Annotated in this window: 16 protein-coding genes; 4 read left to right on the top strand and 12 right to left on the bottom strand. The window is 72.0% G+C overall.

What is annotated here, in order from left to right:
* Positions 1–97 precede the first annotated feature (97 nt).
* Together gshB and K4L06_RS11320 are read left to right on the top strand one after the other, a co-directional pair.
* Positions 98–1,060, top strand: coding sequence for a glutathione synthase (gshB, locus tag K4L06_RS11325; RefSeq protein WP_221671486.1), 963 nt, complete (start codon positions 98–100; stop codon positions 1,058–1,060).
* Positions 1,057–1,938: an energy transducer TonB gene (locus K4L06_RS11320; RefSeq protein WP_221671485.1), complete on the top strand. Its 882-nt coding sequence runs from the start codon at positions 1,057–1,059 to the stop codon at positions 1,936–1,938. Before gshB ends, K4L06_RS11320 begins: the two co-directional genes overlap by 4 nt.
* Positions 1,939–1,960: 22 nt before the next feature.
* On the opposite strand, the gene K4L06_RS11315 is transcribed toward K4L06_RS11320, so the two are convergent.
* The 12 genes from K4L06_RS11315 to K4L06_RS11260 all read right to left on the bottom strand — a co-directional run bounded on the left by K4L06_RS11315 (position 1,961) and on the right by K4L06_RS11260 (position 17,202).
* Positions 1,961–2,506 carry a hypothetical protein gene (locus K4L06_RS11315; RefSeq protein WP_221671484.1) on the bottom strand — a complete coding sequence of 182 codons (546 nt, stop codon included), beginning with the start codon at positions 2,504–2,506 and terminating at the stop codon, positions 1,961–1,963.
* A complete protein-coding gene (locus K4L06_RS11310) occupies positions 2,503–3,165 on the bottom strand; it encodes a hypothetical protein (RefSeq protein WP_221671483.1) in 663 nt (220 codons plus the stop codon). Before K4L06_RS11310 ends, K4L06_RS11315 begins: the two co-directional genes overlap by 4 nt.
* An 80-nt stretch (positions 3,166–3,245) precedes the next feature.
* Positions 3,246–4,394, bottom strand: coding sequence for a hypothetical protein (locus K4L06_RS11305; protein ID WP_221671482.1), 1,149 nt, complete (start codon positions 4,392–4,394; stop codon positions 3,246–3,248).
* Between the two features lie 29 nt (positions 4,395–4,423).
* On the bottom strand, positions 4,424–5,143 hold the full coding sequence (gene tsaB / locus K4L06_RS11300; protein WP_221671481.1) for a tRNA (adenosine(37)-N6)-threonylcarbamoyltransferase complex dimerization subunit type 1 TsaB: 720 nt from the start codon (positions 5,141–5,143) through the stop codon (positions 4,424–4,426).
* A 54-nt stretch (positions 5,144–5,197) separates the two neighbouring features.
* Positions 5,198–5,608: a VOC family protein gene (locus K4L06_RS11295; RefSeq protein WP_221671480.1), complete on the bottom strand. Its 411-nt coding sequence runs from the start codon at positions 5,606–5,608 to the stop codon at positions 5,198–5,200.
* 31 nt (positions 5,609–5,639) lie between these two features.
* Positions 5,640–7,799 carry an ATP-dependent DNA helicase gene (locus tag K4L06_RS11290; RefSeq protein ID WP_221671479.1) on the bottom strand — a complete coding sequence of 720 codons (2,160 nt, stop codon included), beginning with the start codon at positions 7,797–7,799 and terminating at the stop codon, positions 5,640–5,642.
* A 10-nt stretch (positions 7,800–7,809) separates the two neighbouring features.
* Positions 7,810–8,424 (bottom strand): hypothetical protein, encoded by a 615-nt coding sequence (locus K4L06_RS11285; protein WP_221671478.1) that lies wholly within the window; start codon positions 8,422–8,424, stop codon positions 7,810–7,812.
* A gap of 3 nt (positions 8,425–8,427) precedes the next feature.
* Entirely contained in the window at positions 8,428–10,821 is a 2,394-nt protein-coding gene (mrcB, locus tag K4L06_RS11280) for a penicillin-binding protein 1B (protein WP_343225816.1), read from the bottom strand.
* Positions 10,822–11,074: 253 nt separating this feature from the next.
* Positions 11,075–12,076, bottom strand: a complete 1,002-nt coding sequence (locus K4L06_RS11275) for a glycosyltransferase family 2 protein (RefSeq protein WP_221671476.1) — start codon at positions 12,074–12,076, stop codon at positions 11,075–11,077.
* The gene (locus K4L06_RS11270) at positions 12,076–13,107 is read right to left on the bottom strand and encodes a glycosyltransferase family 2 protein (protein ID WP_255595070.1); all 1,032 of its coding nucleotides are present in this window, start codon (positions 13,105–13,107) and stop codon (positions 12,076–12,078) included. The genes K4L06_RS11275 and K4L06_RS11270 overlap by 1 nt, the downstream gene beginning before the upstream one ends.
* A 190-nt stretch (positions 13,108–13,297) precedes the next feature.
* Positions 13,298–14,887: a hypothetical protein gene (locus tag K4L06_RS11265; RefSeq protein WP_221671475.1), complete on the bottom strand. Its 1,590-nt coding sequence runs from the start codon at positions 14,885–14,887 to the stop codon at positions 13,298–13,300.
* Between the two features lie 125 nt (positions 14,888–15,012).
* The gene (locus K4L06_RS11260) at positions 15,013–17,202 is read right to left on the bottom strand and encodes a bifunctional (p)ppGpp synthetase/guanosine-3',5'-bis(diphosphate) 3'-pyrophosphohydrolase (protein WP_343225753.1); all 2,190 of its coding nucleotides are present in this window, start codon (positions 17,200–17,202) and stop codon (positions 15,013–15,015) included.
* A 77-nt stretch (positions 17,203–17,279) separates the two neighbouring features.
* On the opposite strand from K4L06_RS11260, the gene K4L06_RS11255 reads away from it, so the two are divergent.
* Positions 17,280–17,801, top strand: coding sequence for a hypothetical protein (locus K4L06_RS11255; protein WP_221671474.1), 522 nt, complete (start codon positions 17,280–17,282; stop codon positions 17,799–17,801).
* 42 nt (positions 17,802–17,843) lie between these two features.
* Positions 17,844–18,323 carry a hypothetical protein gene (locus tag K4L06_RS11250; protein ID WP_221671473.1) on the top strand — a complete coding sequence of 160 codons (480 nt, stop codon included), beginning with the start codon at positions 17,844–17,846 and terminating at the stop codon, positions 18,321–18,323.
* Positions 18,324–18,378 lie beyond the last annotated feature (55 nt).

The raw sequence follows: 18,378 nt of genomic DNA, 5'->3' as shown, positions 1-18,378 counted from the left end.
AATGGACGCAGCGCGACCGTTTCCGACCCCAACATCATGACAGATACCGGCGACCTCCCTGCTACCATCGCCGTCAATCTTTCAGGATTTCGTTCCCATGCCGTTGGACATCGTCGTCGTGATGGACCCGATCGGGTCGATCAAGATCGCCAAGGACTCGACATTCGCAATGCTACTGGAAGCGCAGCGCCGCGGACATCGTCTGTGGTATGTCCAGCCGGGCGGTTTGAGCCTGCACGGCGGGCATGCGATGGCCAAGGTGGCGGCCTTGCAGGTCCGCGACGAGGCCGACGGCTGGTACAAACTGGGATCCTGGTCACATATTGAACTGGATGGCCGCCACATCGTGCTGATGCGCAAGGACCCGCCGGTCGACGCCGAGTACCTGCACGACACCCAGATCCTCAGCATCGCCCAGCGCGCCGGCGCCTTCGTGGTCAACGATCCGCAGGGCCTGCGCGACTACAACGAGAAGCTGGCTGCGCTGCTGTTCCCGCAGTGCTGCGCGGCGACCCTGGTCACCCGCAGCGCGGCCGAGCTGAAGGAATTCCTGGCCTTCCACCAGCAGGCGGTGCTCAAGCCGCTGGACGGCATGGGCGGGCGCTCGATCTTCCGGCTCAGCGCCGGCGAGCCGAACGTCAACGTGATCCTGGAGACCCTGACCGAGGGCGGCCGCCACCTGACCATGGCGCAGAAGTACCTGCCGGAGATCAGCGACGGCGACAAGCGCATCCTGCTGGTCGACGGGGTGCCGGTCGACTACGCCCTGGCGCGGATTCCGCAGGGCGACGAGTTCCGCGGCAACCTCGCCGCCGGCGGCCTAGGCTGCGGCCGGCCGCTGAGCGAGCGCGACCGCTGGATCGCGGCCCAGGTCGGCCCGGAGATGAAGCGGCGCGGCATGCTGTTCGTCGGCCTGGACGTGATCGGCGACTACATGACCGAGCTCAACGTCACCTCGCCGACCTGCATCCGCGAGCTCGACGCCCAGTTCGGCCTCAACATCGCCGGCCTGTTGTTCGACGCGATCGAATCGCGCGTGGCCGCCGCCCGCGCCGCATGAGCGTCGCCGCCCCCACGCTTCCCGGCACCGGCCTAGGCGAGCCGCAGCGCTTCGGCGCGACCATGGTCCTGTCGGTGCTGGTCCACGGCATCCTCCTGCTCGGGGTCGGCTACACCCTGGAACAGGCTGCGCCGGTGGTGCCGACCCTGGACGTGATCCTGACCCAGACCCAGACCGCGCTGACGCCCAAGCAGGCCGATTTCCTGGCCCAGGCCAACAACCAGGGCGGCGGCGAGCACGACAAGAGCACCCGCCCGCGCGACAACCAGTCCGGCCCGGCGCCGCAGGCCGAGGCGGGGGTAGCGCAGATGGCGCTGCGCGCGCAGTCGCCGAGCGCGCAGCCGCAGCCGGTGGCGCGGGTGGTCAGCAGCACCCGCGGCGAAACCGTCGCCCCGCGCGACCGCAATACCCCGACCCCGGCCGAACGGCCGCTGCCGCCGGGCGAGCGCAAGATCGAGCACGACATCGAGATGGCGCGCCTGGCCGCCGAGATCCACATGCGCTCGGAACGCTACGCCAAGCGGCCGACGCGCAAATTCGTCTCCGCCAGCACCACCGAGTACGCCTGGGCCGGCTACCTGCGCGAGTGGGTCGACCGGGTCGAACGGGTCGGCAACCTCAACTACCCCGACGAAGCCCGCCGCCGCCGCCTCGCCGGCCAGGTGGTGATCAGCGTCGCGGTGCGCCGCAACGGCAGCGTCGAGCGCGCCGACATCATCCGCAGCAGCGGCATCGCCCTGCTCGACGCCTCGGCCCTGCGCATCGCCCGCCTGGCCGAGCCCTACCCGCCCCTGCCCAAGACCGAAGAAGATCCGGACATCCTGCACGTGACCCGGACCTGGAATTTCCTGCCGGCTGGGGCGCTGGTCGACGAGTAAGCCCGGCAGGCGCGACCGCCCCTCACGACAGGCCGCGCGCCGCACGCCCTTCGGTCAAGGCCAGCAGCAGCACCATCGCGCTCGACAACACTTCCGCGGCGCGGTCGAAATCCGCGTCACCGGGTTCGCAAGGCTCGAAATCGATCATTTCGCCGGCCGAGGTCAGGGAAAAGAATCGGTCGTAGCTGTCCCAGTAGCCAGGCTCGTCGATGGCCAGCGAGGCCTGCAGGCCGGGTTCCAGGCTGGTGCGCAGATCGAGCGCCAGATTCCAGCAATCGATGACCCTTTCGCCGCCGAGCGGCGCCCGGGCGATCAATCCGGCCAGCACGGCATCGAAGTCGAACGTGGTCTCGTCCTCGATCCGCAGAGGCTCGCGCACGGCCCGACACAGCTCGATCAAGCCCGATTGGGTCGGCGCCCACAGCACACCGCTGCACCCCTTGAGCAAGGCCTGCTCCGGCGCGTCGCAGGACTGCCAGGCCAGCCATACGCGCCGCCCTTGCGCGATCAGTTGGACCGGATGGACCGCCCGGACCGCATCGTCGGCTTCCGATCCGGGCAAAGTCATTCTCCCGGCAGCCGGCCCGGCGATGAAGGCACGCGGCTCAGCACGATCTCGAACCACATCGTCTCGGCCAGGCCGGCGTCGGCGTCGGACGCCACCCGCCGCCACGATTGGCCGACGAAACCGGGGCGATAGACGACCGGATCGGTCGCGACCGCCGGTTCGGCGCAACGCCAGCCGTGGCGCTGGGCGACGACGCAGGCCTGGCGGACCTGGGCCGTGTCGCGCAAGGCCAGCCACACCGCGCGATCGACCGCGGGTCGCGCGCCGACCATGCCGGTCTGCCGTCCCGCCGCGCGCCGGACCGCCGCGATCCAGTCCGCGCGCGTTTCGCGCACCAGGAAGGCATCGACCTGGATCGCGTCGACCGCGCCGCCGCTGTCGGCGACCGCACGCAGGCCGGCGTCCAGCGCTTCGGCGAAGGCGTCCGCGCCGACCGGCGCGTCGATCGGCCGGCCGTCGATGCGCAGGCCCTGCGCGCGCTTCAAGCTCAGCACCCAGCGTTCGCCGAGCCGCTGGCGCTGGTGAACCAGCCCGCTCCAGCTCGCGCCGGACGCGGTCGCGACCGTCATGACCCGCGCCGGCGGCGCCTCCGCCCGCGCCGCGAACCCGGGCTGCGCCGCAACTGTCGCCAACAACAGCATCCAATGCCTGGCTTGCATGGTCCGCTCCGAGTTCGCGTTCCGATTTCGCGTTCTGACTTCATGCTCCGACACCGTCATCGACGGCATGCCCGGAAGGCTTACTTCGCCTTCAGCGCCGCGCCCGGATGACGTTCGACCTGCGGCCAGGGAATCACCGACCACTCTGGATATTCGCAAGCGCGCGCGACGCGGGCGAAGTACGGCCCGAGATACAGCCCTTCCGGCCGCAGGTGCCAGATCGGCAGGTTCCAGACCTGGGTATCGCGGTAATCGCAGCCCTCGTCCGGCTTCGCCGGCGCCGCCATGTCCTGCGGCCGCAGCTTGTCCAGGGTGGCGACGATCCACGGCGCCAGGGTGTTGTCGCGGTAGTCGCGCAAACGCTGGTACTCGGGGTCGTCGTAGTCGCGGCGCTCGGCCTCGGCGGCCGGCGGCCGGCCCTTGCCGAGCCAGAGCACGTCCTGCAGATCCAGCTCGCGGCCGTCGCGCACGTCCAGGTTGAGCGGCGCATCGCCGAAGTCCGGATGCGCGCCGCCGCAGTAGTAGCTGCTCATCAGGCTGACGCTGAGGAAGCGGCGGTCGAGCAGGCGCGGCGTCACGCTCTGTTCGAAATCGCTGTTCTCGGCCGAGCGGCATTGCAGCGCGTCGAGCGCCGAACGCCACAGGCGCTGGCGCAGGATCCGGTTCAAACGCGAACGGGTGGCCTCGTCGTAGCCGGACTCGACCGTGAACAAGTCCATGCCGCTGCGCGGCTCGCTCCACCATTGCAGCCGATGGCCCTGGAAATCCTCGCTGCGTCCCGGCTGCAGGCTCAGCTCGCTCAGGCGCAAGGCATCGTAGGCGCCGGCCTGGGCGCCGGCGCGGTCGTAGCGCTCGCCGTTCTTGCCGGCGCGCAGCGCGGCCAGGTCGACCCGTTGCAGGCGCACCGGCAGGCTGCGCTTGCCGGCCCGCCATTGCCCCTCCAGCGCGCCGCCGCGTTCGCGCAGCTCCCAGCGCTCGGTGATGCGGTCGTCGCGGTCGCGCACCTGCAGGTGCACGCCGCTGCCGTCGCGCACGCCCTGCAATTCCAGGTCGCGCAGATGCTTGCGGTAGAAGTACTGGCCATCGAGCGTGTGCTCGCCGCTCAACTCGACCACCACCGGCAGCTTGCCGACCTCGCCCTGCCAGACTTCGGCGCGGGTTTCGGCTTGGCCCCAGGCCGGCGCGGCGCAGGCGATCAGCGCCATCGTCCATACGGTGCTGCGCGACATGTTCGTTCTCCTTCGAGGGCGGTGCGGCCTCACCCGCCGCGACTGCGCAACGCCGCCTGCTCGGCGATGGTCAGGGCGACGTTGTTGCGCAGGTAGGCCGGCTCGACCTTTTCCGGCGCGACCGCTTCGCCGCGCGCGTAGGCGGCGGCGGCGAGCCGGGCCAGGTCGGCGGCGTGCGGCAGGGCCTGCGCGTCGATCGCGTCGAAACGTGGCGCCAGGCGCTGGGCCAGCGCGCCGTCGGCAGCGGCGAAACCGGTGCCGACGCCGAGCCAACCCGGGTCGCCGCCGGGCACGACCGCCTGGTCCGGCGCGCAGACGCGCTCGCCGTCGAGCGCGACCGCCTCGCCGTCGCGCAGCTCGAACGCGCCGGTATAGACCTCGCCCATGCGCGCGTCGATCGCCGCATAGACCCGTCGCGGCGCGCCCTCGCCCGCCGTGGCCGGCGCGCGCAGGGCCAAAGTCGCCAGGGTCGACACCGGCAGCAGCGGGCGGTCCAGCGCCAGGGCGATGCCCTGGGCGACGGCGATCGCCAGGCGCACGCCGGTGAACGCGCCGGGGCCGCGGCCGAGCGCGATCGCATCGAGTTCGCTGCGGGCGATGCCGGCCTCGGCCAACAGGGCCTCGGCCCAGGGCAGGGACAGTTCGGCATGGCGGCGCGGCGCCAGTTCGAAGCGTTCGCGCACCTCGCCGTCCAGCCACAGGGCGACCGAACAGGCTTCGGTGGAGGTTTCGAAGGCCAGAAGTTTCATCGGCGGATTATCGCCCGAGCGGCGTCGCGGCGGGGCGAGGCCGCCGCGGCCGGCTCAATACCCCGGCGCCGGCTGCCACAGCTCCAGCAGCCCGCCTTCCGGATCCAGCGCATAGCCGAACTTGCCCTGCTCGGATTCCTCGTAGCGCTCCAGCACCGTGCAGCCTTCCTCGCGCAGCGCCTGCAGGGTGCCCGTCAGGTCGTCGACCCGCAGATTGAGCATGTAGGGCTTGTCGCTGGGCTGGAAATACGCGCTGTCCTCGCCGAACGGCGCCCACACCGTGCAGGCGTCCTGGCCGCTGCCGGCGCGCTGCCAGCGGAACAGGGCGCCGCCCCAGGGCTGCACGTCCAGGTCCAGGTGGCGCCGGTACCAGTCCGCCAGCGCGGCCGGATCGCGCGCCTTGAAGAACACCCCGCCCAATCCGTGCACGCGCGGCTTGCGCGCCGTCGGTTCCTGTTCGCTCATGGCCCGTCTCCCAGGTTGGTCGCGACCGCCTTCAGCGGTAGTAGTAGTCCTCGCCGTCCGGCGCGGACGAAACCGATTCTAGGGCCAGCGGGCGGCCGGCGAAGAAATCGGCCACGTCCTCGATCCGGCGGCTGCGCGGCAAGGGCGGCAGCGAGTCGAGGAAGGTCTTGCCGTAGGTCTTGGTGGTCAGGCGCGGGTCGCACAGCACCAGCACGCCGCGGTCGGTCTCGCTGCGGATCAGCCGGCCGGCGCCCTGCTTGAGCGCGATCACCGCCTGCGGCAGCTGCTCGTCGCGGAACGGGTTGCCGCCGCTGCGGCGGATCGCTTCCAGGCGCGCCTCGAACACCGGATCGTCGGGCGCGGCGAACGGCAGCTTGTCGATCACCACCACGCTGAGCGCTTCGCCGGCGACGTCGACTCCCTCGCGGAAGCTGGCCGCGCCGAGCAGGACGCCGTTGCCGGAGGCGCGGAAGCGCTCCAGCAGCACGTGCCGCGGCGCCTCGCCCTGGACGAACAGCGGCCAGGGGCCGTCGCGCAACAACTCGGCGGTTTCGCGCAGGGCGCGGTGCGAGGCGAACAGGACGAAGGCGCGGCCGCCGGACGCTTCCAGCACCGGCCGGATCCGATCGACCATGCTGTCGTTGTAGTGCCGCACCATCGGGTCGGGCAGGCCCGGCGGCAGGTACAGCAAAGCCTGGTTCTGCCAATCGAACGGGCTCGGCGCCAGCAGGGTGCGCGGCCCGTCCAGGCCGAGCTTGCGCGCGTAGTGCTGGAACTGGCCGCCGACCGCGAGCGTGGCCGAGGTGAACACCCAGGCCGCGCGCGAGCGTTCGCGGTGCTCGGCCAGCGGCCCGGACACGTCCAGCGGGGTACGGCTGAGGCGGAAGCCGCGCGCGGTCAGCTCGTACCAGCGCACGCTGCCGCCGCCGCGCGGGCGTTCGCGCTTGCCGTCGGCGCCGGGTTCGCCATCGGCCGCCTCGTCGTCGCCGATGGAGGCGGCCTGGCTCGGCGGACGCTGCACTGCGCGCGCCGGCGCATCGCCCTCGCCTGCGGCCTCGTCGGAAGCCGGCGCATCCGCGCCCTCGACCACCGCCGGCAGCGCCGGCGGAAAACCGCGCCAGCGCCGCAGCCGCGCGGAGAAGTCGCGCGCCCGCGCGTGGCAGCTTTCGAAGCCCGGCGCCGAGGCGCGCAACGGTTCCAGCGCTTCCTCCAGGGTCAGCAGCGCCGCCTGCAGGCCGTCGAAGGCCTCCTCCACCGCCGGCAGTTCGGCGGCGCGGCGCCGGGTCGCGCGCACCGGCAGTTCGTCCATCGCCGCGCGCAAGGCGCGCACCGACTGCTCCAGTTCGCGCGCCGGCGCCTGCATCGCCGCCAGCGTGCCCGGCACCTGCTTGCATTCGGCCAGCGCGTCGCGCGCCAGTTCGACCAGGGGCCGGGCGCTGATCGCCTCGCCGAAAAACTGCCCGGCCAGTTCGGGCAACTGGTGCGCCTCGTCGACCACGAACGCCTGCGCGCCGGGCAGGATTTCGCCGAAACCTTCCTGCTTCAGCGCCAGGTCGGCCAGCAGCAGATGGTGGTTGACCACCACCAGGTCGGCGGCCTGGGCGCGCTGGCGCGCCTGCACCACGAAACAGTCGGCGTACATCGGGCACTCGCTGCCCAGGCAGTTCTCCGCGGTCGAGGTGACCATCGGCAGCAGCGGCGAGTCCTCGGCCAAGGCCTCCAGTTCGGCCAGGTCGCCCGAACGGGTGCGGCCGGACCAGGCGACGATGCGCTGGAACTGCGCCGCGTATTCGCGGCTGGAAAAGCGCGGCTCGCCCTTGGCCTGCTCGGTGCGGTAGCGGCACAGGTAGTTGGCCCGGCCCTTGAGCAGCGCGGTCTTGAGCCCGGTGCCGAGCGCATCGCGCACCCGCGGCAGGTCGCGGTGGTACAGCTGGTCCTGCAGCGCGCGAGTGCCGGTGGAGACGATGGTCTTGAGCCCGGACAGCAACGCCGGCACCAGGTAGGCGAAGGTCTTGCCGGTGCCGGTGCCGGCCTCGGCGAGCAGGGTCGAACGCGCTTCGAAGGCGTCGGCGATCGCGACCGACAGGTCCTGCTGCGCCGCTCGCGGGGCGAAGGCGGCGATCTTGCTCGCCAGGTCGCCGCCTTCGCTCAGCGCGGCACGACTGGCTACGCCAAGGCGGCTGGTTTCCATAGACGAAAGATCAGTAGCGTGGAGGCGCGGCGACCGTGCACGCGTCGATGCGGGCCTGGGCCTGCTTGCCGGCCTGGGTCAGTTGGGTGCGTTGCGGCAGCAGCGCATCGTAATGCTCCTGGCGCTGGGCCAGCTTCATCGCCGCGTTGACGCCGTCGAGCTTGCCCTGGCGGGCGCGGGCGATCGTCGCCCAATGGCGCCGGCACAGCGGCCCGACCTGCGAGCCGCCGTCGAACGCCTGCTGGGCGTAGCGCTCGGCGTCGTCGAGCCGGTGCAGCAGCAAGGCGGCCTCGGCGCGTTCCTGCAGCAGCGCGGGGTCGCTGGGGTTGAGCTGCAGCGCCTGATCGAGAGCGGCCGCGGCTTCGGCGTACTTGCGCGCGCGCTCCAACTGCGCCGCCTGCTGGCGCAGGTCCTCGACCTGGGCGTCGCGGATCGGCTGCACGTCGAGTTCGCGCGCGGCGGCGCCGCCGGCGGCGCGCACCGCGGCGACGGCCGCTTCGCCGTTGAAACTGGCTTCGGCCAGCGCGCCGGGCTGCGGCGGCGCGACCGAACAGGCTGCGGCCAGCGCGCTCAGCGCGACCAGCGTCGCGCCGCGGGGGACGGCGCGCAAAAGGTTACGACTCATGACTTACTGCTCCGGGGGCGGGGAATCCGACGGCGCCGGTTGCGCGGGTTCGTCCTTGTCCCGGCCGAGGCCGAACCATTCGCGCCAGCCGCCGCCGGACTCTTCGCCGCCTTCCGGCTGCGGCGCCGGGCACGGCGCGTACTCGGGGGCGTAGCCGGTCACGAACGGGAAGCGGCGCGCGCCGGCGCAGCTGGCGTCGGTGACGTGGGTGCCGATCACCGACTGCCAGTCCAGGCCCTTGTCGGTGACCTTCAACGGCGCGCTCGGCAGGCGGGCGAAGATCGACGACCACACCCGCATCGCGCCGGTGGCGCCGTACAGGCCGGTGGTCTGGTTCTGATCGTTGCCGACCCAGATCACCGCCAGGTGATCGCCGGTCCAGCCGGCGAACCAGCTGTCGCGGCCGTCGTTGCTGGTGCCGGTCTTGCCGGCCGGCGCCAGCCGGCCGAGGCCATCGCCGATCAGCTGGCGGCCGGTGCCGTTGCTGACCGCCTGCTGCAGGGCGATGGTGATCAGGCGCGCGGCGATCGCGTCGCCTTCCTGCGCCGGCGCCGGTTCCTTGTCGTAGCGCTTGACCGCCTTGCCGCTGGCGTCGAGCACGCCGCGCACCGCGTGCAGCGGCTGGATTTCGCCGCCGGACGCCAGGAACTGGTACAGCTGCGCCATCGCGTACGGGCTCTGGTCGACCGCACCGAGGATCAGCGACGGATTGTTCGGCGCCTCGATCCCGGCCAGGGTCTTGATCAGGTCGGCGATCCGCTCCGGCGCGACCTGCATGCCGATCCGCACCGTGGCCTGGTTGTAGGACATGGCCAGCGCATCGACCATCCGCACCATGCCGTGGCTGCGGCCGTCGGAGTTGCCGGGGTTCCAGTTGCGGCCGCGGCCGAGCTTGACCGTCACCGGCGAGTCGTCGACCCACGAGGCCAGGTTGAACTGGCCCGGCTGGGCCAGCGCCAACAGGTACACGAAAGGCTTGAGCAGCGAACCGACTGGGCGCTGCGCCTCGACCGCGCGGTTGAAACCGTGCTGGGTGAACTCGCGGCTGCCGACCACCGCGACCACTTCGCCGTTGTGCACGTCGGTGACCACCAGACCGGCCTGCAGCGGCGGACGGCGCTTGCTGTCCAGGCGCTTGAGCGTGCGCGCCACCGCGCCCTCGGCCTGGGCCTGGGCCGACGGCGCCATGCCGCTCATCACGCTGAGGCCGGCGCCGGCCAGCGCGTCGGCCGGATAGTCGCGGGCCAACTGGCGGCGGACCAGGTCGACGTAGGCCGGGAAGCGGTTGGCGGCGATGTTGCCCGGGTTCTGGCTGATGCCGAGCGGGGTCTTGAGCGCGCGCTGATATTCCTTGTCGTCGATCAGCTGGGTTTCGTGCATTTCGCCGAGGACGAAATTGCGCCGTTCCAGCGCGCGCTCGGGATTGCGCCGCGGATCGTAGTACGAGGGGCCGCGGACGATGCCGATCAACAGCGCGATCTGCTCGGTGTTGAGATCGCGCAGGTCGCGGCCGAACCAGAACTCCGAAGCCGCGGCGACGCCGTGGATCGCCTGCGAACCGCGCTGGCCGAGATAGACCTGGTTGAAATACGCCTCCAGGATGGTGCGCTTGTCGTAGCGCGCCTCGATCAACAGGGCGTAGATGATTTCCTTGCCCTTGCGGGTCAGGGTCTGCTCCTGGCCGATGCCGAGCAGGCCGCTGCGCGCCAGCTGCTGGGTCAGGGTGCTGGCGCCCTGCTTGGCGCGGCCGGCGGCGACGTTCTTGAACGCCGCGCGCGCCATGCCGCTGAGATCGATGCCGAGGTGGTGGTTGAAATCGCGGTCTTCCACCGCCTGCAGGCCGGTGACCAGCAACTCGGGCACTTCCTCGATCCGCACCAGCCGGCGTTCTTCCTGCTTCTGCCCGTACAGGGTCGCGATCCGCGCCGGGTCCAGGCGCGCCACCCGCAGCGCCTTGCGCGTGGTCAGGTCGCGCAGCGCGGCGACGCGGCCGGCGGACACGGTGACTTCGATCCGGCGCGGCGCGACCTTGCCGTCGACGTCGTTGAAGCCGCGGCTGGCGATGGTGAAACGGCCGCCGTCGCGGGCATAGGTGCCCGGGCGGGCGCCGCCGTCTTCGCGGTAGGACGCGGCGTCCAGTTCGGTCTTCAGCGTGGCCGCATCCAGGGCCAGGCCCGGCGCCAGTTCCAGCGGGCGCGCATACACCCGGGTCGGGATCTGCCAGCGCAGCTGACCGAAACGCTGCCCGACTTCATGATTGAGGTAGAGCGTGTACGGAATCAGGAACCCCAAGCCCAGACCGGCGGCGGCCAGGCCCCAGGTCACCAGCCGGCGACGCCAGGTCGGCGCGCGGCCGTCGTCGCTGTCGTCGTCGTGCTGGTCTTCGTCGTAATCGATGCGGGCCACGGGCTTACCGTACGGGGAGTCGCGGCAAGTCTAGCGCAGGCGTTCGCGGGCCGGGCCGGGGCCGACGGTGCGGTGCGGCGGCGTTCAGACCGGTCCGCGCCAGCGCGCGCGACGGGGCGTTGCGAGGGCTCGGCCGGGGCTGTCGCCAGGATGGGCAAAGCCCGGCCGCGTGCCGATCCCAGCCGGACACGGCAGCAGCGCGGGGGGCAGACGCAGCCTCCCGGCAGGCGGCCGGCGCGCGGGTCTATCGCTTCGGATCGGGGCTTCGGCCCTGGCGGCCGGCCCGGTCGCTCGGCATCGGCCCGTCCCGCCCGCACAGGCCGTCGCGCAGCCCGCGCAGCATCGCCCGCAGATAGCCCAGGCGCGGGCGCAGGAACACCGCGGTGCCGGCGAACTTCAGCAGCAGCCGCGGCAGGTCCTGCGCGGCCCAGCGCCGCGGCACTTCGGCGCGGCGATACAACAACACCCGGTTGCGCATCATGTAGTACAGCCGGGTCGGGCTGTGCACCACGGTGCGCAACGGCAACCACGAGGCCAGCGGCACCAGGTCGCCGATGCGGTGCTGCATGCCGGCGTCGCAAACCCCGTACAGGCGGTAGCCGCGATGGCGCGCGCGCGAACTCCATTCGATGTCGACGTTATCGATGAACAAGCCTTCGTCCATGCCGCCGACCGCGCCGAGCACGTCCAGCGGCAGCAGGCTGCCGGAGGTGATCAGGAAATCGCAGTCCACCGTCTGCCCCGGTCCGCCGTAGAGCTTGCGGTTGAGCGGGAAGCCGATCCGTACGAACGGCGCGACCGCGCCGGTGCGGGCGTCGCGGAACTGCGGCCCGACCGCGGCCACCGGGCCTTGCGCGCGCAGGCGATCCAGCGCGTCGCGCAATTGCGCGACCATGTCCGGATCGACCGTGCTGTCCTGGTCCATCAACAGCACATGGCGGTAGCCGGCTTCGCCCGCGGCGCGCGCGGCGTGATTGATCGCGCTGCCCAGGCCGACGTTGCGCGGCGAGCGGAACACCTCGATGCCGCGCGCGCGCAGGCCCTCGAAGTAAGCGTCCAAGGCCGGGTCGGGACTGGCGTTGTCGAAAATCCGCAGTTGCCCGACCTGGCCCTGCACCGCGGCGATGACGCCGTCGAGCAGGTCGGTCTGCGGGTGGTAGGTGACGATGACGGCGCTGACGTCGGCACCGCGGGCGCCGGCGGCGGCCGCGTCGATGACGTTGGGATGCGCGGCCGCGGCGACCATCAACGCAGCCCCAGCAGGTCGCAGACCAGCGAGCGCAGGCCGGCCGAGTAGCGCCGGTAGCGGCCATGGCGCCACTCTTCGCGGATCAGCGGCCAGCGTTGCAGGAAACGCCGCGACAGGCCCAGCCGCAGTTGCAGATGGTTCAGGCGCTCGTCGAGCACCGCGCGCTTGCCGGCGTCGACCGCCAGGCCGGCGCGGTCGAGGTGCGCGCGCAGCGACTCCAGCTTGGCCACCATCGCCTGCATGTGCTCGCGGCGCTGCCTGCCGCCGCCGAGGCGCTCGGCCAGGCTGCGCCGGCGCGCGCCGATCTGGTTGTTGCCGTGCTGGCGGTAGTCGATCGTCGCCGCCTCGATGCAATCGATGCGGCCGGTCGCGGCGGCGATCAGCGCCAGCCACTCGTCGTGGACCCAGCCCAGGCGGCTGGAATCCAGGCTCGGCAAGGCGGGGATCGGCAAGGCGCGGTCGATCAGTTCGCGGCGCATCGCCATGGTCGCGCCGGTGACGATGTTGCGCCGGACCAGCACCTCGAAACCGCGACCCTCGTGCAGGGCCTGCAGCTCGCCGTCGGCCACTTCCAGGACCTGGAACATGCGTCCGCCCAGATCGCGGCCCTCGCCGTCGACCAGGCGCGAGTCGCTGTGCAGCGCGGTCAGTCCGGGGTCGGCGCGGAAGCGTTCGACGAAATCGCCGATCTTGTTCGGATGCCAGACGTCGTCCTGATCGCATAGGAACACCAGCCCGCCGCCGGTGCGGGCCAGCGCCGCCTCGAAGTTGCGCAGGTAGCCCAGGTTGCGCGGATTGCGCTGCAGATCGACCTCGATGCCGCGCGCGCGGGCGCGCGCGGCGAAGGCTTCGAGCAAGGTCCAACTGGCGTCGCTGGAGGCGTCGTCGGCGATCGTCACCCGGTCCGGCGTGCGTTCCTGGGCTAGCAGACTGTCGAGCTGGGCGCTGAGGTAGCGCGCACCGTTGTAGGTGCACAGCACCACGGTGACGCGCAGCGCCGGATCGGCGTGGCTGTCGAAGCGGTTCATCGCCCGGCTCCGCGCCCCGCCCGCGCGCGCAGCGGCGACGGCGGAGAAACGGCCAATGGAATACGGGCGGCAGGCACGGCGGACGGGACTCGCGGCGGGTCGGGGCCGGCATTATCGCCCAGCGCGCCGGCGACGCGTGTTCAGCCGAGGTCCAGGCGTCTCAGATCCAGGAGCTTCAAATCCAGGGGTCTCAGTTGGAAGCGGCCTCGGCGCTGCGCACCCGCGCCGCCAGTTCGCCCAGGCCCGGCGTAGCGGCATCGAGCGCCTGCGCGGCGTCGACCGCCGCCCGCGCCGCCCGCAGTTCGCCGGCGCCCAGGCGCTCGTCGCCGACCGCGACCCAGCGTTGGGCCAGGCGCGCGGCCGCCTCGCGCACTGCGCTGCCGCCGCCCTCCAGAGTGCGCCGCGCGGCCAGGCATTCGCCGGCGCGCGAGAGCCGGTTGCCGCTGAGTTCGCGTTCGAAGCAACGCCGCGCCGCCGGCAGCAGGCGCGCCGCGGCGGCGCGCACCGACGGGTCCTGCGGCGCGATCGCCTGCGCCGCGCGCAGCTTGTCGTAGGCGCTGTCGCCGGGCGGGGTCAGCAAGTCGCCGCGCTGTTCGGCCGCCGCCGCCTCGGCCAACAGCCGCTGCAAGGAATGCCGGCGCAGGGCCGGCGGCTCCTGCTGCAGGCGCTTGCGCGATTCGCGCGCGCGTTCCAGGTGCTGGCGCGCGCTCGCCACCGCGGGCGCGTCGACCGCCAACGCGCGGGCGCGGGCCAGCTCGATCTCGGCCTGGGCGAGCTGGAAGTCGGCGGCGTAGCGCTCGCTGCGCGCGGCATGCGCTTCGGCCACCTGGATCAGGCCGCGGCGCGCCGCCTCGTCGTCCGGATGCACCGCGAGCAGATCCTGGTAACCGGCCGCGGCCTGCTCCAGGCGTCCGCGCCGCAGCGCGCGCTCGCTGTCGCGACGGTGGCGCTCGACCTGGGTTTCCAACTGCGCCAGCGCGTCCGGCAGGTCGGCATGGCCGGCATCGGCGGCCTGCACCCGCTGCACCTCCTGCGCGCCGCGCGCCAGTTCGCCGCGCTGCAGGGCCGCGCGCGCCTGTTGCAGCAGATCGGCCAGGGTGTCGTCGCGTCCTTCCAGGGCGGCATCGTGCTGCGGCTGCAGTTCCAGCACGCGTTGGTACAACGGCAGCGCCGCGTCGGGCTCGCCGTCGAGCCGGCCTTGCGCGCGCGCGGCCGCGGCGGCGGCGACCAGCCGGTCCAGCCCGGCGTGCGCGGCTTCGCGTTCTCGCAACTTTTGCGCCAGCGGTTCGACCCGGTCGCGCGGGGTGGCCAGTTCGCGCGCCAGGCTCAGGCGCTCGCGCGCCTGGTCGAAACGGCCGGCGGCGATCGCCGCCTCGGCCTGGGCCAACGCGGCCAGGCCGACCCGGGCCAGGCCGGCGCGGGCGTCGTTGCGGTCCGGGTCCAACGCCAGCGCGGCTTCGTAGAGTTCGCGCGCGCCGCGGCCGTCGGCGGCGCTGAGCCGTCCTTGCGCCAGCGCCTGCGCCGCCTGCTCGCGCAAGACCTGGGCGCGAGTGTCCGGCCACAGCCATTCCGACAGCGCCTGCCGTTCCAGGATCAAGATCAGCATCGCCACCGCCGCCAGCGCGATGCCGGCACGCAAGCCCCATTGCGGCAGACGCGGCGTGGTCTCGCGCGGCGGCGCCTGGTCGTCGAAACGCAACCGGCTCCAGTCGCCCGGCGACGGCTCGATGGGTACGGGAGAGGCGGGCGACGGCGACGGCGGATCCGGATTCACCGGCACAGGATAGCGCCGGCGGATGACCGCCGCGTCGCGATCGCGATGCCGGTGCGATGCGGCGCACTGGCCGCGCCGCGGTCTCGTCGACGCGGGTCACAGCGACGGTTCGTGCCGGCGGTCGCGCCGGTTCAGTGCCGCTGCGCGTACTCCACGCCCGGCAGCGCTGACAGCTTGCCGAGCAGGGTCGACAACTGGCCGTAGTCGGCCACCCGCAGCCGCAGCCGCAGCCGGACCTGCGCGCCGTTGCGCTCGACGTCGCTGCGGATGCTGATCACGTGGGCATTGCCCTGGGCGATCACGTTGCTGACTTCCTTCAGCAGCCACTTGCGGTCCAGCGCCAGCACCTCGATGTCGATTTCGTAGCCGCTGCCCTTGCGCCCCCACTCCACCGGCAGCACCCGCTGCGGCTGGGCCGCGGCCAGGCGCTCGAACGCGGCGCAGCTCGGGCGGTGCACGCTGACGCCGCGGCCGCGGGTCAGGTAGCCGACGATCGGCTCGCCCGGCAGCGGCTGGCAGCAGCGCGCCAGTTGCACCAGCAGGTTGCCGATGCCCTCGACGGTGAAGTCGGTGCTCTTGCCGGCCGTCTTGCGCGGCGCCGGCGGGGTCAGCACGGTCGTGGTGCCGGCGCCGGTGCCCGGCGCGGGCGCCGGCGGCGGCGCGGCCAGGGCGCGTTCGTGCTCGAGCAGGGCGCGGCCGACCTGGTGCGGACCCAGGTCGCCGAGCGCGACCTGCACGTACAGGTCGCCGTCGTTGGCCAGATTGAAGCGTTCGCGCGCCGGCGCCAGGTCGGCGCCGAGCAGGCCGAGCCGGCGCAGTTCCTTGTCCAGCAGTTCGCGCCCGGCGCTCTCGTTACGCGAGCGGTCGAGCTTGTGGAACCAGGTCCGCACCTTCTCGCGCGAACGGTTGCTGGCCAGGAAGCCGTTCGCCGCCACCAGCCAGTCGCGGCGCGGCTCGCCGGTCTTGGCGGTGAGGATCTCGACCCGGTCGCCGCTGCGCAGCTTGTGGTCCAGCGGCACGATCCGGCCGTCGATCTTGGCGCCGCGGCAGCGATGGCCGACCTCGGTGTGCACGTGATAGGCGAAGTCCAGCGGCGTGGCCCCGGCCGGCAGGTCGATCACCTCGCCCTTGGGAGTGAGCACGTAGACCCGGTCCTCGACCAGTTCGGTGTCCAGCTCGCTGGCCAGCGCCGCCTCGTCGCCGCCCTTGGCGTCGAGCAGGCGCCGCATCCAGGCGATCTTGCGGTCGAACGCGGCGTCGGCGCTGTGGCTGCCGACTTCCTTGTACTTCCAGTGCGCGGCCACGCCGAGCTCGGCCTGGCGGTGCATCTCGTGGGTGCGGATCTGCACTTCCAGGGTCTTGCCTTCCGGCCCGACCACGGCGGTGTGCAGCGAGCGGTAATCGTTGCGCTTGGGCCGGGCGATGTAATCGTCGAACTCGCTCGGGATCGGCGTCCACTGGGCGTGGACCACGCCGAGCGCGGCGTAGCACGAGCCGAGGTCGTCGACCAACACCCGCACCGCGCGCAGGTCGTAGAGCTCGCCGATCGGCACGTCCTTGCGCTGCATCTTCTTCCAGATGCTGTAGATGTGCTTGGGCCGGCCGGCGACGTCGGCCTGCACGCCCTGCGCCGCCATCGCCTCGCGCAGGGTGCGCTTGACCTGCTCGATGTAGCGTTCGCGGTCGCCGCGCTTCTCGTCGAGCAGGCGGGCGATCTTCTGGTAGGTCTGCGGCTCCAGGTAGCGGAACGCCAGGTCCTCCAGCTCCCACTTGAGCTGCCAGATGCCGAGCCGGTTGGCCAGCGGGGCGTGGATGTCGCGGGTCAGCGCGGCCAGTTCGCGGCGCGTGTCCGGCGCTAGCCGGTCGGCGTGGCGCATCCGCGCGAGCTGGCGCGCGAGCAGGATCGGCACCACCCGCAGGTCGCGCACGATCGCCAGCAGCAGCCGGCGCAGGCCCTCGGTGCCGGAGCGGCGGCCTTGTTCGGCGTGCAGCGCCCAGACCTGGCCGGCGGCGCGCTGGCCGTCGAGCAGCGCCGCGACCACCGGGAAGTCGCGTTCCAGTCCCGGCCCCAACGCCGCCGCCCAACCCGGAAAGGCGTGCAGGATCGCGGCCGCGACGGTGTCGCTGTCGGCGTCGAGCATGGCCAGCGCGTCGAGGGTCGCCACGACCACCTCCGGCGCATCCAGCGCGCCCTCGCCCGCCTGCGCCTGGGCCGCCGCCGCGGTCAGCGCCTTGCGCAAGGGCGCGGCCAGGCTGCGCGCGGCAGGCAGGGCCAGGACATCGGCGGGGGCGGGACGGGGTTCGGCGGCGGACGCGTTCACAACGGGAGCGGCTCGGGTGCGAAGCCAGGGGGACCAGCGACTACACTAGCGAGCATCCGTCCCGAGGAACAGCACAGATGTCCGCGATTCACTCCGCCCTGACGCGCCCGCTGCTCGCCGCCTGCATCGCCGCGGCCCTGGCGCTGGCCGCGCCGGCCGCGTTCGCGCAGGCCAAGATCGAGCAGCAGATGAGCGCCGAACAATTCAAGGCCGCCGGCCTGGACCGGCTCAGCCCGGAACAGCTGGCCAACCTGAACGCCTGGCTCAACCGCACCCTCGACAGCGAAACCAGCAAGGCCGTGGTCAAGGCCAAGGAAGAGACCCGCGAGCAGGTCAAGCACGAGAACCGCGGCTTCCTCGGCTCGGGCTCCAGGGAGCCGATCGAAGCGCGCATGACCGGCGCCTTCGCCGGCTTCGAACGCGGCCAGACCTATGTGCTCGACAACGGCCAGGAATGGCGCCAGGACGACAACGCCAACCTGCCCGGGGTCAAGCTGGATTCGCCGCAGGTGCGCATCACCCCGAGCCTGATCGGCAACGCCTGGTACCTGGCGGTGCAGGGTTACAACACCCGCGCCAAGGTCACCCGCACCAAGTAAGTCCGCAACGCTTTCCTTCCGCCCGTCTTCTGGAGTCTTCCCATGCGTGCGCTGTCCTCGTTGAGCCTTGCCGTCCTGCTCGCCGTTTCCGCCGGCGCGGTCGGTGCCGAACGTCAGTACGTCCCGGTCGAACAGCGTTTCAGCGCCGAGCAGATGAAGGCCACCGGCCTGGACGGCCTGTCGGCCGAGCAGTTGGCCCTGCTCAACCAGTTGCTGAGCCAGGAGCGCACCGCGGTCGTCGCCGAAGCCAAGCGCGAAGTGCTGGCCGAACGCAACGACCCGTTCTCCAAGGTCAAGGCCGACCCGGTCAGCTCGACCGTCAAGGGCGACTTCCGCGGCTTCGCCAACGGCGACGTGATCCAGCTCGAGAACGGCCAGCGCTGGCGGGTGATCGAAGGCTCGCTGTACATCGGCAAGCCGGTCAGCGCGCCCAAGGTCACCATCCGCCCCGGCATGATGGGCGCCTGGTACCTGGAAGTCGAAGGCCAGATCCCGAAGGCCAAGGTCAAGCGGCTGGATTGATTCGGGACGGGAATAGGGAATAGGGAGTAGGGAATCGTACGGCTCGTGTAGGAGC

It is taken from the genome of Lysobacter sp. BMK333-48F3 (assembly GCF_019733395.1).
GTDB lineage: Bacteria > Pseudomonadota > Gammaproteobacteria > Xanthomonadales > Xanthomonadaceae > Lysobacter.
This window is presented reverse-complemented; position numbering and strand designations above follow the sequence as displayed.